The sequence below is a fragment of the Rhizorhabdus sp. genome, assembly GCF_018006725.1.
Classification (GTDB): domain Bacteria; phylum Pseudomonadota; class Alphaproteobacteria; order Sphingomonadales; family Sphingomonadaceae; genus Rhizorhabdus.
Window position 1 is genome coordinate 1 of the sequence record NZ_JAGMXV010000131.1, and the last position, 13,473, is coordinate 13,473.

Here is a 13,473-nt window from a genome sequence, read left to right on the forward strand (position 1 = left end):
GTACCGATTTCCGCGTCGCTCTGGACGAAAGCGGCGAAAAGGCTCTGACCGAGGTGGTCGGCGGCGCGGTCGAGGTCGGCAAGGATGCGCAGGACGAAGAGGGCGTCCAGGTGCCGCGTGGCTATGGCGTGGTCGCGACGCCGGCTGGCGTCGAACAACCTGTCGCCCTGCTCCCCCCGCCTGGTCTCGATGCCGTGGCGCAGACGCCGACCGGTGGCGTATTGATCACCGCCAGGCCCGTCGACAGTGCGCGCAAATATCGTTTCCAGCTGGCGACCGACATCGGCTTCCAGGCAGTGTTCGCGGATTCGACCGCCGACGCGCCGACGATCAGTTTTGAAAATCTGGCCAGCACCCAATTCTTCATCCGCTTGTCCGCGATCGCCGAGAACGGGCTGGAAGGCCTGCCGGCAACCTATGCGCTGGGCCAGCGCGTCGGCACCCTCGACCTGCCCTGGTCGCGGGTCGACGAGGAGCGCCATGCCCATGTCGGCGCTGCTGCCGATCGGGCTCCGTCCCCTACCCGAGCATCGATGAGCGGCAATGCCCAACCGATCAGCGCAGACGGCACCGCCTCCACGCCTCTACGCTGAGTGGGTCGCCGTCGCGCTGGTGGCGACCGCGCTCGTCGTCGCCCTTGTGCTGGGACGGCTGACCGAGCGGCTCGACCATATCATTTATGATAATGCGCTGACCGCATCGGGCCGCCCGCCGCCCGACGACATCGTCATCATAGCCATCGACAATCGCAGCCTTCAGGCGCTGGGCCGCTGGCCCTGGCGGCGCAGCCTTCACGCGGCCGCACTCGATCGGCTGGCCGACGCGAAAGTGCGCGCGGTCGGCTATGACGTGCTGTTCGTCGAACCGACCGCCGAAGACGACATCCTCGCCGCTGCCGTGCGTCGTTCGCCCAACTATCTGCCGATGGTGATCGACGTGCCCGGCCCCAATGGCGCGCCCTACGCGATAGCGCTGCCGGCGGGTCCGTTGAAGGATGCGGCCGCCGCCATCGCTCAGGTCAATCTCCATTTCGAGGGCGACCGCGTCATCCGGCGCGCCTATCTCGAGGAAGGCGGGCGGGGTCGCTCCTGGTTGCAGCTGGCCGCTCTGATGGCGGGTCTGAAGCCGCAGGGGGCCTTGCCGGGCGAAGACGGCCTGTGGCAGGCGCGGCCGGTACTCATCCCCTATGGCGGCGCCGCAGGGCATATTCGGACCATATCGTTCGTCGACCTGATCGAGGGTCATGTTCCGCCCGAATTGCTCGCCGGTCGCCATGTCCTGATCGGAGCCACCGCCGACGGCATGGGTGACAGCTATCCCACCCCCACCTCGGGAACCACCAGCCAGATGCCGGGCGTCGAGATCCAGGCGGAACTGCTCGATGCCCTGCTGCGAGGCGAAGCGATCACCCCGGCCTCGCAGGCGGCAGTGCTCGCCACCAGCCTGTTCGCCTTGTGGATCATGCTCCTCGCCTTCCTGCGGCTCAGTCCGCGCGACAATGCCAATCTGGCGCTCTTTCTGCTCGTGGCGCTGCCTTTGCTCTGCATCGGTCTGTTCGCCTTCCTGAACATCTGGCTGCCCCCTTCGGCCGCGCTGATCGGGCTGCTGTTCGTCTATCCGACCTGGGGCTGGCGGCGGCTGAACGCGATCAGCGGCTATATGACCGCAGAATTGCGCATCCTGGAGGCCGAGAGCGACTCTCTTCCCGGTCAGCGCCGATCGGGCGTACAGCGCGAGATCACCGTGCAGACCAGCATGCTGCGCAACGCGATCGACCGGCTGCGCGACCTTCGGCGCTTCCTGTCGGATGCAATCGGCCGCCTGCCCGACGCGGTCTACGTGACCGCGCTCGACGGTAGGCTCGCGCTGTCCAACGTCGAGGGACGCCGCCTCGCCCGCCGCCTCGGCCTTCGCGCGGAACCCGGCGGCGATGCCCGCGTGTTGATGGAGTGTTTCCGCTCGGCCGATGCCGGCCATATCTCCCCTTTCGCGCCCGAGGCCCCGGCAGCCGGCGCGGGCGAAGCGGTGACCGAGGACGGCGGCAGCTTCGAGATACGCTATGTGGCGCAGCGCGACGCGGCCGACACGCACGTCGGCTGGATCATTCGCGTGGTCGACATCAGCCCGCTTAAACAGGCCGAGCGTCATCGCGAGGAGGCGTTACAGCTGCTTAGCCACGACATGCGCGCGCCGCAGTCGGCAATCCTCTCGCTGCTGCGCGGGCCCGAAACCGGCATACCCAAAGCGATCGCCACACGGATAGAGAATCTAGCCACCCACACGCTGCAACTCGCCGAGGATTTCGTCCAGCTGGCTCGCGCCGAGGCCAAGCCCCTTTCTCTGGAGCCGATCGACCTGAACGATGTCACGATCGACGCGGCCGACGCGCTGTGGCCCACCGCGCGCGCGCGCGGGATCAAGGTCGTCGTCGAGGGCGCCGACGACATGCCCCATATGGTCGATGGCGACCGGCAGCTGCTGACCCGCGCGGTGATGAACCTTGTCGGCAATGCGATCAAATATAGCGACGAGGGCATGAACGTGCGCTGCGTGCTCGACGAGCGCGACGGGCGCATCATCCTGGCGATCGTCGACCAGGGGATCGGCATGACCGAGGAGGAACATGCGCGCCTGTTCGAGCGCTTCCAGCAGGGATCGCGGGAGGGGATCGGCCTGGGTCTCGCCTTCGTCCGCACCGTCATCGGGCGGCATCGCGGGCGCATTTCCTGCGACAGCAAACTGCGGCAGGGCACAACCTTCACCATCGATCTGCGCAAGAGCGATTTCGACCCCTTCGCCGACGAATGACGAGCGCGCCCGTCACCTTCTGTGCGGCGACGCAACCATGACGACATCCTTTCGTTCTCCCTACCGACACTGGAGGAGAGACGTGATGACCGACGTTACCAAGCTGAAGGAAACGCTCTGGAAGAAGATGAGCGACGGACCCTTCGTGATGGCGGGCCTGACCGGCGACAATCAGCATTCCGAGCCGCTGACGGTGATGCTCGACAAGGACCAGGTAGACCGCCTCTATTTCTTCATCGGCCGCGACAATCGCCTTGCCCGGGGTGGCGCGGCGATGGTCCAGTTCGTGTCCAAGGGGCAGGATTATTTCGCCTGTCTGTCGGGAACCGCGACCGTCGACAATGATCCCGCGATGATCGACAAGCTGTGGTCCAAGCCCGTCGAGAGCTGGTTCCCGGGCGGGAAGACCGATCCCAATCTGGCGCTGCTGCGGTTCGACATCGCCGATGCCGAGCTGTGGGAAGCCGACATGTCGCTGACCGGCAAGATCAAGATGCTGTTCGGCGCCAAGGTCGATCCGAGCGAAGAGGGCAGCCACGCCCGCGTCTCGACCACCGCCGTCAACAGCTGATCCGATAGCGCGCGATGATCGAACCGTCCGCCCGCCCCGACCAGCGGGGCGTCGCTTGAAGCCGGCGGTTCGCACCGCGCTCATCGGCTCGGCAGCTCTATCGGCCTGTGTGGTCATCGGCGTCGCGGCCTTCCCCTGGAGCATGCTCCGGGGGGAGGCCGAACGCCGTCTGTCCGATCATTATGGCCGCCCGGTAAAACTCGCGGCGCTCGAACGGGTAAACAGCTTTTCGCTCAGCCCACGCCTGCGAATACGCGGGCTCTCAGTCCCGCAGGCCAGTTGGGCCGGATCTGGATCGACCATCGCCATTCGGCAGGCCGAGTTCGATCTGTCCTTGCCCGCCCTCCTGATCGGATCGACGCGGCTGCGCAATGTGCGGGTCGAAGGGCTGCGGCTCGATTTCGTACGCTCAGCCGATGGCCGCGAAAGCTGGAAGAGAACGCGGACAAAGACATCTTCTGGCAGCGGCGGCCCGATGATCGAAGGGCTCCGCATCACCGATGGCCGCCTCATCTATCGCGACGCCAAACGCGATCGCACCCTTAACGCTGCACTGGCCGTCGGCCCGGGTGGCCTGAAGCTCGACGGCAATGGTACCGTGCTCGGTGCCCCGGTACGGATGACCGCTTCCGGTCCCGCCGTGACGGGCACCGCCGCCTGGCCTTTCCAGGCCGACATTGCCGGGCAGGCGCTCACGATGCGCGCAAAGGGCCAGATGGATCGCCCGCTAGACCTGCGCCACATGGCGCTGACGGTCACGGCGCGCGCGGCAAATCTGTCCTATGTCGACGCCATCATCGAAGCGGGCCTGCCGAGAACGCAACCCGTACAGCTGTCGGCCAAGGCGCGGCGCGATGGCACGGACTGGACCGTGAGCGACCTCAACGGCAGCATCGGGCGTTCGCATATTGCGGGCGGCGCCACGATCCGCAAGCGTGACGGCCGCAGCATCATCGAGGGCGATGTCCATTCGCGCCAGTTCGACTTTGACGACCTGTCCGACGCACATGGCCGGGCGATCGCCGCCGCCAAGCGCGCAAAGGCGGGACCGCGCGTGATTCCCGACACCGCGATCGACCTCCGCAAGGTCGCCCGCACCGACGGGCGGCTGACGCTCCGGGCAGACCGGCTGCTGTGGCCCGGCCCGTCCCCCTTCCGTTCGCTGACGGGCACGCTCGACCTGCAGCATAGCCTGCTTCGCATCGACGACCTGAAGCTCGGCCTGAGCCACGGCGCGATGACCGGCAGCATCCGCGTCGACCAGCGCCGCGGCCGCCCGGTGATGAGACTAGCTCTGGACCTCGACGACGGCCGGCTGATCGACTTCGCGCCGAACACGCAGGTCGACGGGCGGCTCGACGGGCGGATGCGGCTGACGGGCACCGGCCGCACGATCCGCGCCGCCATTGCCCGGTCGGACGGCCATGTCAGCCTCGTCGCCCGCGACGGCGCCCTCCCCGCCCGCACCGCCGCGCTGCTGGGGCAGGACCTGCTCAAGGGGCTGACGCTCGACAAGGCAAAGCAGGCCAGCCTGCGCTGCGCCGTCGTCCGCCTCGACGTGCGCCGCGGCATGGGCACCGCCAATCCGATCCTGATCGACACGACCCGCGCCCGCACCGACATCACCGGCCGCGTGAACCTGAACGGCGAACGCATGATGCTGGTGATGCGCGGCACCGCGAAACAGGACAGCGCGCTGAAGCTGCACGGCCCGATCACGATCGCCGGCACGCTCAAACAGCCCGAGATCGCCCTGCCCGAGGGCGGGCCGGTGAAGACCATCCTGAAAAGCATCGGCCGGGCGATGGACGGGAAGAAGGAACCAGTCGCGGCGGATGCTGCGTGCGCCATACTGGCGAGGCGGGCGATGGCGGTAGGCTAGAGCGAACTCGTCCGAGTACATGCCCTGCTTGACGATGGTGACCCCAACGGGACTCGAACCCGTGTTTTCGCCGTGAAAGGGCGACGTCCTAGACCGCTAGACGATGGGGCCGTGCAGCGTGTGGCGGGCCGATTAGGGCAGGTGCCGGAGATGGTCAAGGGCGGTTCGTCGATATTGTGCAAATATCTCAGTCGGCCCAGGCCGCATCCTCGACATGGAGCTCAGCGGCGGGGCGGTTGCCCCAGTCGTCGATCTTCGGTCGGCCGGCAATCCACAGGGTCCGGTCGGGCCCCGCGCCGAGCAGCGACTGGCCCAGCGCGTTGTCGGCGGCGCGGAAGGCGATCGTCTTGATCGAGCGACCGTCGCGGCCCGATACCACCGTGCGGACATGGCCATTGCCGACCACATCGGCACGGATCACCCGCACCGCACCCGCTGCGATGCGCGGTGAAGGCCAGCCGGCCCCATAGGGGCCTCCGGCCTCCAAAGCCTCGACCAAGGACGGGGTGACCCCTCCGGGCGCCACCACGGCGTCCAGCAGCAGCGCCCGGTCGTCGCGCGCGCGCGACACGTCGGAGGCGAGGCGGTCGTCGAGGAAGTCGGCCAGCGCGTCGACCCCGCCGGGCGCCACCGTGACCCCCGCCGCCATCGCATGGCCGCCGCCCGCGACGAGCAGACCCATGTCCTTCGCAGCAAGGATCGCCGCCCCCAAGTCCACGCCGGAGATCGAGCGCCCCGAGCCCTTGCCGATTCCTGCCTCGTCGAGCGCGATGACAAGCGCCGGGCGACCGAGCTTCTCCTTCAACCGCCCGGCGACGATGCCGATCACGCCCGGATGCCAGCCCGTCCCCGCCACGACGGGGACCGAGCGGTTCGCCAGCCGGTCGGCCAGTTCCTCCGCCTGTTCCTGGACCAGCTTCTCGATCGCGCGCCGTTCCTCGTTGAGGCGGTCGAGCTCGGCTGCGATCGTCCGCGCCTCGTCCCGGTCCTCGGTCGTCAGCAGGCGTACGCCCAGATCGGACTTGCCGACTCGTCCACCCGCATTGATGCGCGGGCCGAGCGCGAAGCCCAGATCGGTACAGGTCGGCGCGCGTTCCAGCCGCGACGCCTCGATCAGCGCGGCGAGGCCGATATTGCGCCGGCCAGCCATCACCTTGATCCCCTGCGCCACGAACGCCCGGTTGAGCCCGCGCAGCGAGGCGACGTCGGCGACGGTGCCCAGCGCCACGATATCGAGCAGGTCCATCAGGCGCGGCTCGGCACGCGAGGAGAACCAGCCGCGCTGGCGCAGCACGCGGATCAGCGCTGCCCCCAGCAGGAAGGCGACCCCGACCGCCGCCAGATGGCCATGCGCGGCGCCCTCCTCCTCGTCGAGGCGGTTCGGATTGACCAGCGCGAAGGCGCGCGGAAGGGCGACGGCGCATTTGTGATGGTCGACGACGATCACCTCCAGCCCGGCGTCGCTCGCCAGCTGGAGCGCCTCAAACGCCTGTGCGCCGCAATCAACCGTGACGATCAGGCGCGAGCCGCCCTCCCCGATCCGCAGCAGCGCCTCGCCCGAGGGGCCATAGCCTTCCATCAGACGGTCGGGGATATAGGCACCCGCCTCCAGCCCCAGCATCCGCAGCAGACGGATCAGCAGCGCGGCAGACGTCGCGCCATCGACATCATAGTCGCCGAAGATGGTGACCTTCTCGCCGCCCTGCACGGCGTCGGCAAGGCGCTCGGCAGCGCGGTCCATGTCGCGGAAGATCGACGGGTCGGGCATGAAGGCGCGGATCGTCGGCGTCCGGTGCGCCTCGATGCCGTCGCGAGGGCAGCCGCGCGCAAGCAGCAACTGGGCGACAAGGTCGTCAGCCTCGAAATTGGCGTCGATTCCGTCGACCGCTCCGCCCCGCCAATGCCAGGGCTGGCCGAGGATCGAACGGGTGACATTGAGGACGGGGGATCGCATCGCGATGCCTTAGCGCCTTGCCGCCCCCAAAGGAAAGGGCGCCCTCCGATATGGTGGACGCCCCCTTGTTCCTTGTCGCTTGTCCGGAACGGATCAGCGGGTCTTGCGATGCTCGCCCTTGACCCAGCGGACAGTGCCCGACGAGGCGCGCATCACCACGCTCTCGGTGGTCATCAGGCCATTGGCGCGGCGCTTGACGCCTTCGAGCAGCGAGCCGTCGGTGACTCCGGTCGCGGCGAAGATGGCGTCGCCTTTCACCAGGTCGTCGAGCTTGTAGATGCGGTCGAAGTCGGTGACGCCCCAGCGGCGGGCACGCGCCTTCTCGTCTTCGTTGCGGAACAGCAGCCGGCCTTCGAACTGGCCGCCGACGCACTTCAGTGCCGCCGCCGCGAGCACGCCTTCCGGCGCACCGCCCGAACCCATGTAGATGTCGATCGTCGTGTCGGGGTTGGTCACCGCGATCACGCCCGCAACGTCGCCGTCGGGAATGAGGACGATGCCGCAGCCGAGCGAGCGCAGCTCGGCGATCAGCTTTTCGTGGCGCGGACGATCGAGCACGCAGGCGATGATCTCGTCGGGCTCCACACCCTTGGCCTTGGCCAGCGCCTTGACGTTCTCGGTCGGGCTGCGGTCGAGGCCGACGATACCGTCTGCATAGCCCGGCCCGATCGCCAGCTTGTCCATATAGACGTCGGGCGCGTTGAGCAGGCCGCCCTCTTCGGCGATTGCCAGCACAGCCAGCGCATTGGGACCCGCCTTGGCGGTGATGGTGGTGCCTTCGAGCGGATCGAGCGCGATGTCGATCTTCGGGCCGGTGCCGATGCCCGAGCCCACCTTCTCGCCGATGTAGAGCATCGGCGCTTCGTCGCGCTCGCCCTCGCCGATCACGACGGTGCCGTCGAACTCGAGTCCGTTGAACGCCTCGCGCATCGCTTCGACGGCGGCATGGTCGGCCGCCTTCTCGTCACCCCGGCCGATCAGCTTCGACGCGGCGATCGCCGCAGCCTCGGTAACGCGCACCATCTCCAGAACGAGGACCCGGTCGAGGGCCTTGCTTGCCTTCACCATCAAGGAATGCCTTTTCTGCTTTTCGTTCGGCCGAAGCGCTTAGGCGAGGCCGGTTACAATGTCGAGAAGCCCGGCGCGGCCGGGCCCGCGATTGCGATCAGTCGTCGAGAATGTGCATGAGCATCGGCTTGCCGGCAAGGCTCTGGGAGCCCTCCAGCCGGTCGAGCGCGTCGACGACGGCACGCTCGGGGCCGACATGGGTAACCATGGCGATCAGGACATTGCCGTCGTCGGACGCGCCGCGCTGGATCAGGCTCTCGATCGAGACGCCGGCATCGCGCATCGCCGCCGTCAGCTCGGCCAGAACGCCCGGACGATCGGCGACGGTGAAACGCAGATAGGCACGGCCGCGACGGTCGCCGGCGGGCGCCGGAGCCGGCGTGGCCAGGGCTGCGACGGGCATGGCGAAAGCCGGGCCGGTCTCGCCGCGCGCGATGTCGATCAGGTCGGCGACCACGGCGGAAGCGGTCGGCCCCTCACCCGCGCCGCGTCCCTGGAAGAACAGCTGGCCGACGAAATTGCCATGCGCCACCACCGCGTTGAGCGAGCCCGAGACATGGGCAAGCGGGTGGCTGAGCGGGACCAGGCAGGGATGGACGCGCTGGAACAGCCCCTTGTCGCTCGCCTCACCATGACCGACCAGCCGGACGCGGAAGCCCAGAGCAGCAGCCTCGGCAATGTCGGCCGCGATGACGTGACGGATGCCGGTGATCGCGATCGATGCGAAGTCGACCGCCGTGCCGAAGGCGAGGCTGGAGAGGATCGATAGCTTGTGCGCGGCATCGACACCGTCGATGTCGAAGCTGGGATCGGCTTCGGCATAGCCCAGCCGCTGCGCCTCGGCGAGGACGTCGGCGAAGCTGCTGCCCTTCTCCTCCATCTCGGTCAGGATATAATTGCAGGTGCCGTTGAGGATACCGAAGACGTGGCTGATCACATTGGCGGCGGCGCCTTCGCGCAGCCCCTTGATCACCGGTATGCCGCCCGCGACGGCGGCTTCGTATTTCAGCGCGACGCCCTGTTTCTCGGCAATGGTCGCCAGCTCGACGCCATGATGCGCGATCATCGCCTTGTTGGCGGTGACGAAGGGCTTGCCGGCAGCCAGCGTCTCGCGCGCCAGCGTGAGCGCGGGACCGTCGGCGCCGCCGACGAGTTCGACCACGACGTCGACGTCATGGGCGGCGGCCAATGTTGTCGCGTCGTCGACCCAGGCGAAGCGAGCCAGATCGATGCCGCGATCGCGCGACCGATCGCGCGCCGAAACCGCGACGACCTCGATCGGACGACCGGCACGGCGCTCGATCAACGTGCGGTTCTCGTCGATCAACTTGACGACCCCGGCCCCGACCGTACCTAGTCCCGCGAGCGCCACCCTCAACGGCTGCGACATAGCTATCCCCTGACTCAAATGACGCCCGCGTCCTAGGGGGCAAGCCGCCGCTTCGCAACGCCCGCAATGATGCGCGTGTCGTTTCGCAGACATAATATCGTATTTTCAAACGGTTGAGCGAATAAGCAGGAACGAAGGCTCAGGCCCGTCGGTTCTCCCTGCATCCCGCTTCCGGGACGATCACAGGAGATGATGCCATGGGCGAGAATCGCCAGGGCGGCAACGACCGCAATCAGCAGCAGGTGGATCAGGGTCGCGGCTCGCAGGGTCAGCAGGACCAGCAGCGCGATGGCCAGATGGAGCAACAGCGACAGGACCAGCGCCGTGAGCAGGACGGCAAGTCCTCGGGCGGCCAGGCGGGCCGCGAGGAAGCCGATCGTCAGGATCGCCTTCCGGACCGCGACCAGCAGCGCTGATCAAGGCTTGGGCTAGGTAACCGCCCTCCCCCCCTTCCTAACCTTCACCATATCGATCGAGGCTCCGGCGCGTACCGCCGGAGCCTCTTTCATGTGCAACAGCTCAGACGAGCGTGCGGTCGAGCGTAATCTCGGCGTTGAGCAGCTTGGAGATCGGGCAATTGGCCTTGGCCTCGTCGGCGATACGACCGAACTCAGCATCGTCGATGCCATCGACCTGCGCTTCCAGCGTCAGCGCCGAGCGGGTCACCTTGAAGCCGGAGCCGTCCTTGTCGAGCGACACCTTCGCCTCTGTTTTCAGCTCGCCCGCCGTATAGCCGGCACCGGCAAGCGCGAAGCTCAGCGCCATGGTGAAGCAGGAGGCATGGGCGGCGGCGATCAGTTCCTCGGGATTGGTGCCCTTGCCATCCCCGAAGCGCGTGTTGAACCCATAGGGCTGGTCGGACAGTACGCCCGACTGGGTCGAGACATGGCCCTTCCCGTCCTTGCCAAGGCCCGAATAGGTGGCGGATCCGCTGCGAACGATCATCTGGAGTTCCTTTCATGATGGGTTCGGCGCGACAACGCGCGGCGCAACCGAAACGGCCCGGCTGGCGTAGTGCCAGTTATCGGATATGTGCGGAGGGATGATGACGAAACTCACGGTGGCGGGACTCGCCCTGGTTCTGGGCGGGGCGCTGGCGATCGCCGCCTGCTCGCCGCTCCGCACCTTCGACACGGTGATGCCCAAGGATGCAAGCAGCCGCAAGGTCGCGGGCGACGTCGCCTATGGCGAGGGACCGCGCCGGATGCTGGACATCTATGCCCCCGTTACGCGCAGCGGCGATAAGCTGCCCATGATCATCTTCTTCTATGGCGGCTCCTGGGCCGACGGCACCCGCGAAGGCTATCATTTCGCGGGCCGCGCGCTGGCGGGACAGGGCTTCGTCACGGTCGTGCCGGATTATCGGCTGGTGCCCGAGGTCCGTTTTCCAGGCTTTCTCGAGGATTGCGCCGCCGCCGTCCGCTGGGCGCGCGCGCATGCCGCCCAATATGGCGGCGACCCCGACCGGATCGTCCTCGTCGGCCATTCGGCAGGCGCATACAATGCCGCTATGCTGGCGCTCGACCCGCAATGGCTGGGCGCCGACCGCTCCGCCGTGCGGGGCTTTGCGGGGCTCGCGGGCCCCTATGATTTCCTGCCGCTCAAGGGGGATGTCGTCGAACGGACCTTCGGCGCCTGGCCCCGCGCGGACGAGACCCAGCCGATCCGCTATGCCACCGCCGGTTCTCCGCCGACCCTGCTGCTCCACGGCGGCGAGGACGGCACGGTCTGGCCAAAGAATTCGATCAACCTGTCACGCCGCCTGAAAGCCGCAGGCGCGGACTCGGAACTGAAGGTCTATCCCAAAACCGGCCACGTCGGAATCGTCACCGCACTCGCCAAGCCGTTTCGCGGCGACGTTCCGGTGTTGAAGGACGTCACCGCCTTCGCGCGGCGGGTGACGGCAAAATAGCTCCGCTCAGCGCGGCAGTTCGCCGATCGCGTCCAGCACGGCCTTGCGCTTGGGGGTTTCCGACAGCGGCTGTCCGCTGCGCTCGGCCATGCCGAAATGCATCGTCGTGCCGATCGGGCTGGTCGAGTGATAGAGCATCAGCAGGTCGCCGAACTCGCGGTCCCAGCCGGTCAGGAAGCGACGATAGGCCGCGCCCATGCGCGGATCGCGGTTGAGCCGCTCCATCAACGTCTTGTCGGGGCCATTATAGGTTGCGTGCTGCCCGCCCTCATAGCCGATGTATCGGAGGCCCCTGGCATCGGCCATCTGCTTGAACTGCCGCGCGGTCTTGAACGTCTCCGGGATCGAGGCATCGATCGCTGTGAAGATCGGGCCGAGATCGGCGGTCGGCGTCTTGGGATCAGCAAGCACGGTCTGGGCGAAATAGAGCGCGCTCGACAGCGCATCGATATGCTTGACCATGTCCTTGTAGTTGAGGGCATATTCGACGAGGCCGGGCCAGGCATTCTGCCCCGAAAGGATGCGGACGATCCCCTTGGGCCGGTCGGCGTAAACCTGCTCCCATATGGTGAAGACCTCGATCGACCGCTGCGCATAGCGCCGCATGCGCGCCTCGTTCTCGTCGGCCGACAGGCGCAGCTTCACGCCTTCGTCGCGCGCCTGTCGCGCAGCGGGGAAGTCGAGATTCCAGATCTCGTTACCGACCTCGATATAGGCGGTGCGCTTGGGATCGAGATGCTCGTGCACATAGCGCGCGAAGCTGGCGACATAGACCGCGTCGGCCTTCCACGGCAGCGTGAACCAGGGATCGACACCGGCCTGGTTGGCGAGCGCCACCATATGCTCGACCGCGACGCCCTGCCGCGACTGCTGGATGAAGGCGTCCGCCGGCGTACGGCGCGACCAGTCCCCCGCCTCGTTCAGATTGGCCAGCGACCAGTCCATGAAACGGACCGCCTTATAGGCCGACAATTCCTTCACGAAGGCGGGATCGAACAGCGCGCGCGGATCGGCATCCGCCTCGCGGCAGTCGATCGCGCGGATCGGATCGGCGGGGTTGGTTTCCTCGATCTTGAAATAGGCCGTCCGTACGTCGGGTCGCCAGGTGAAGTCGATCCGCCCCGGACTAGCGCGCAGGTTGAACGTCGCAACCCCCGCGACCTTGCCCTGCCCCTTATAGGTACAGCGAACGGCCAGATCGGCGTCATAGCTGCGCGGCGGGCGGGTCAGCGCCAGCGCCGCCTGTTCGCCGGAACGCAGCGACAGGACGGTCCCGCGCGGGTCGAGGCGACTGGCCGGCATCTCCGACCATCCGCCCATGATCGAGCTCCAGCCCCCGCCCGCCGCGAGGTTCATGAAAGAACGCTCGGCGGTCCAATAAGCGACGGTGGACAGGTTGATGCCGAAAGCCGTCTTCTGTTTCGGCAGCGGTGCGGCGGCGGTCGCCGGCGCGGCGATGACATTGTCACCGAAGGACGTTCCCGGCGCGGACATCTTGTCATAACGGGTAACGGCGACCAGCGCGGCACAGGCAGCCCCCGCAAGGCCGAGAACCGCGAGACGCCTCATGAACAACCGCACAACCGCCCCCGCTCTGTCGCTTCCTGTCCTGCTATAGGGTCGGGTCAGGATCCGCGAAAGCCCCTCCCCCAAAGCGCGCGGCGATCAGCAGCCATCGACATCCACCCTTGGCGCTTTATCGCGGCTGTTCTACACATGTCCCATGCTGACCACGCTGGCGATCCGGGATGTCGTGCTGATCGAAGCGCTCGATCTGGAGTTCGGCCCCGGTCTGGGGACTCTCACGGGCGAGACCGGCGCGGGCAAGTCGATCCTGCTCGATTCGCTCGGCCTCGCCCTCGGCGCGCGGGCCGATAGCGGGCTGGTT

The 13,473-nt window shown here is 67.3% G+C and carries 12 protein-coding genes and 1 tRNA gene; 7 read left to right on the plus strand and 6 right to left on the minus strand.

Features of this window, described 5'->3' with window-relative positions:
- The 4 genes from KAY22_RS16905 to KAY22_RS16920 form a co-directional block, all read left to right on the plus strand.
- Positions 1-593, plus strand: a 593-nt coding sequence (locus KAY22_RS16905) for a hypothetical protein (protein ID WP_296624504.1), incomplete at its 5' end; no start/stop codon positions are given.
- Complete coding sequence (locus KAY22_RS16910) at positions 544-2,808, plus strand: CHASE2 and HATPase_c domain-containing protein (protein ID WP_296624505.1); 2,265 nt, start codon at positions 544-546, stop codon at positions 2,806-2,808. The genes KAY22_RS16905 and KAY22_RS16910, both read left to right, overlap by 50 nt.
- Positions 2,809-2,893: 85 nt before the next feature.
- Entirely contained in the window at positions 2,894-3,379 is a 486-nt protein-coding gene (locus KAY22_RS16915) for a pyridoxamine 5'-phosphate oxidase family protein (RefSeq protein ID WP_296624506.1), read from the plus strand.
- Between the two features lie 55 nt (positions 3,380-3,434).
- Positions 3,435-5,261, plus strand: a complete 1,827-nt coding sequence (locus KAY22_RS16920) for an AsmA family protein (protein WP_296624507.1) — start codon at positions 3,435-3,437, stop codon at positions 5,259-5,261.
- A 35-nt stretch (positions 5,262-5,296) separates the two neighbouring features.
- On the opposite strand, the gene KAY22_RS16925 is transcribed toward KAY22_RS16920, so the two are convergent.
- From KAY22_RS16925 to KAY22_RS16940, 4 genes are all read right to left on the minus strand, one after another.
- A tRNA-Glu gene (locus KAY22_RS16925) sits at positions 5,297-5,372 on the minus strand.
- Positions 5,373-5,448: 76 nt separating this feature from the next.
- Positions 5,449-7,215 (minus strand): single-stranded-DNA-specific exonuclease RecJ, encoded by a 1,767-nt coding sequence (recJ, locus tag KAY22_RS16930; protein ID WP_296624508.1) that lies wholly within the window; start codon positions 7,213-7,215, stop codon positions 5,449-5,451.
- A 93-nt stretch (positions 7,216-7,308) separates the two neighbouring features.
- Positions 7,309-8,283 carry a class II fructose-bisphosphatase gene (glpX, locus tag KAY22_RS16935; RefSeq protein WP_296624509.1) on the minus strand — a complete coding sequence of 325 codons (975 nt, stop codon included), beginning with the start codon at positions 8,281-8,283 and terminating at the stop codon, positions 7,309-7,311.
- A gap of 97 nt (positions 8,284-8,380) precedes the next feature.
- Positions 8,381-9,673: a homoserine dehydrogenase gene (locus KAY22_RS16940; protein WP_296624510.1), complete on the minus strand. Its 1,293-nt coding sequence runs from the start codon at positions 9,671-9,673 to the stop codon at positions 8,381-8,383.
- Positions 9,674-9,870: 197 nt separating this feature from the next.
- On the opposite strand from KAY22_RS16940, the gene KAY22_RS16945 reads away from it, so the two are divergent.
- Complete coding sequence (locus tag KAY22_RS16945) at positions 9,871-10,089, plus strand: hypothetical protein (protein ID WP_296624511.1); 219 nt, start codon at positions 9,871-9,873, stop codon at positions 10,087-10,089.
- 103 nt (positions 10,090-10,192) lie between these two features.
- Here KAY22_RS16945 and KAY22_RS16950 read toward each other — a convergent pair whose 3' ends face one another.
- The gene (locus KAY22_RS16950) at positions 10,193-10,618 is read right to left on the minus strand and encodes an OsmC family protein (protein WP_296624512.1); all 426 of its coding nucleotides are present in this window, start codon (positions 10,616-10,618) and stop codon (positions 10,193-10,195) included.
- Between the two features lie 97 nt (positions 10,619-10,715).
- Here KAY22_RS16950 and KAY22_RS16955 point away from each other — a divergent pair, with 97 nt between their 5' ends.
- Positions 10,716-11,585 (plus strand): alpha/beta hydrolase, encoded by an 870-nt coding sequence (locus tag KAY22_RS16955; RefSeq protein WP_296624513.1) that lies wholly within the window; start codon positions 10,716-10,718, stop codon positions 11,583-11,585.
- A gap of 6 nt (positions 11,586-11,591) precedes the next feature.
- Here KAY22_RS16955 and KAY22_RS16960 read toward each other — a convergent pair whose 3' ends face one another.
- Positions 11,592-13,154 (minus strand): hypothetical protein, encoded by a 1,563-nt coding sequence (locus tag KAY22_RS16960; RefSeq protein WP_296624514.1) that lies wholly within the window; start codon positions 13,152-13,154, stop codon positions 11,592-11,594.
- A gap of 154 nt (positions 13,155-13,308) precedes the next feature.
- Between KAY22_RS16960 and KAY22_RS16965 the strand changes: the two genes are divergently transcribed.
- Positions 13,309-13,473, plus strand: a 165-nt coding sequence (locus KAY22_RS16965) for an AAA family ATPase (RefSeq protein WP_296624515.1), incomplete at its 3' end; no start/stop codon positions are given.

What these genes read in the sequence shown, in the direction of transcription:
- KAY22_RS16910 (WP_296624505.1), top strand. Translation starts at nt 544, where the DNA reads ATGCCCAACCGATCAGCGCAGACGGCACCGCCTCCACGCCTCTACGCT.
- KAY22_RS16915 (WP_296624506.1), top strand. Translation starts at nt 2,894, where the DNA reads ATGACCGACGTTACCAAGCTGAAGGAAACGCTCTGGAAGAAGATGAGC.
- recJ (WP_296624508.1), bottom strand. Translation starts at nt 7,215, where the DNA reads ATGCGATCCCCCGTCCTCAATGTCACCCGTTCGATCCTCGGCCAGCCC.
- glpX (WP_296624509.1), bottom strand. Translation starts at nt 8,283, where the DNA reads ATGGTGAAGGCAAGCAAGGCCCTCGACCGGGTCCTCGTTCTGGAGATG.
- KAY22_RS16940 (WP_296624510.1), bottom strand. Translation starts at nt 9,673, where the DNA reads ATGTCGCAGCCGTTGAGGGTGGCGCTCGCGGGACTAGGTACGGTCGGG.
- KAY22_RS16945 (WP_296624511.1), top strand. Translation starts at nt 9,871, where the DNA reads ATGGGCGAGAATCGCCAGGGCGGCAACGACCGCAATCAGCAGCAGGTG.
- KAY22_RS16950 (WP_296624512.1), bottom strand. Translation starts at nt 10,618, where the DNA reads ATGATCGTTCGCAGCGGATCCGCCACCTATTCGGGCCTTGGCAAGGAC.
- KAY22_RS16955 (WP_296624513.1), top strand. Translation starts at nt 10,716, where the DNA reads ATGATGACGAAACTCACGGTGGCGGGACTCGCCCTGGTTCTGGGCGGG.
- KAY22_RS16960 (WP_296624514.1), bottom strand. Translation starts at nt 13,154, where the DNA reads ATGAGGCGTCTCGCGGTTCTCGGCCTTGCGGGGGCTGCCTGTGCCGCG.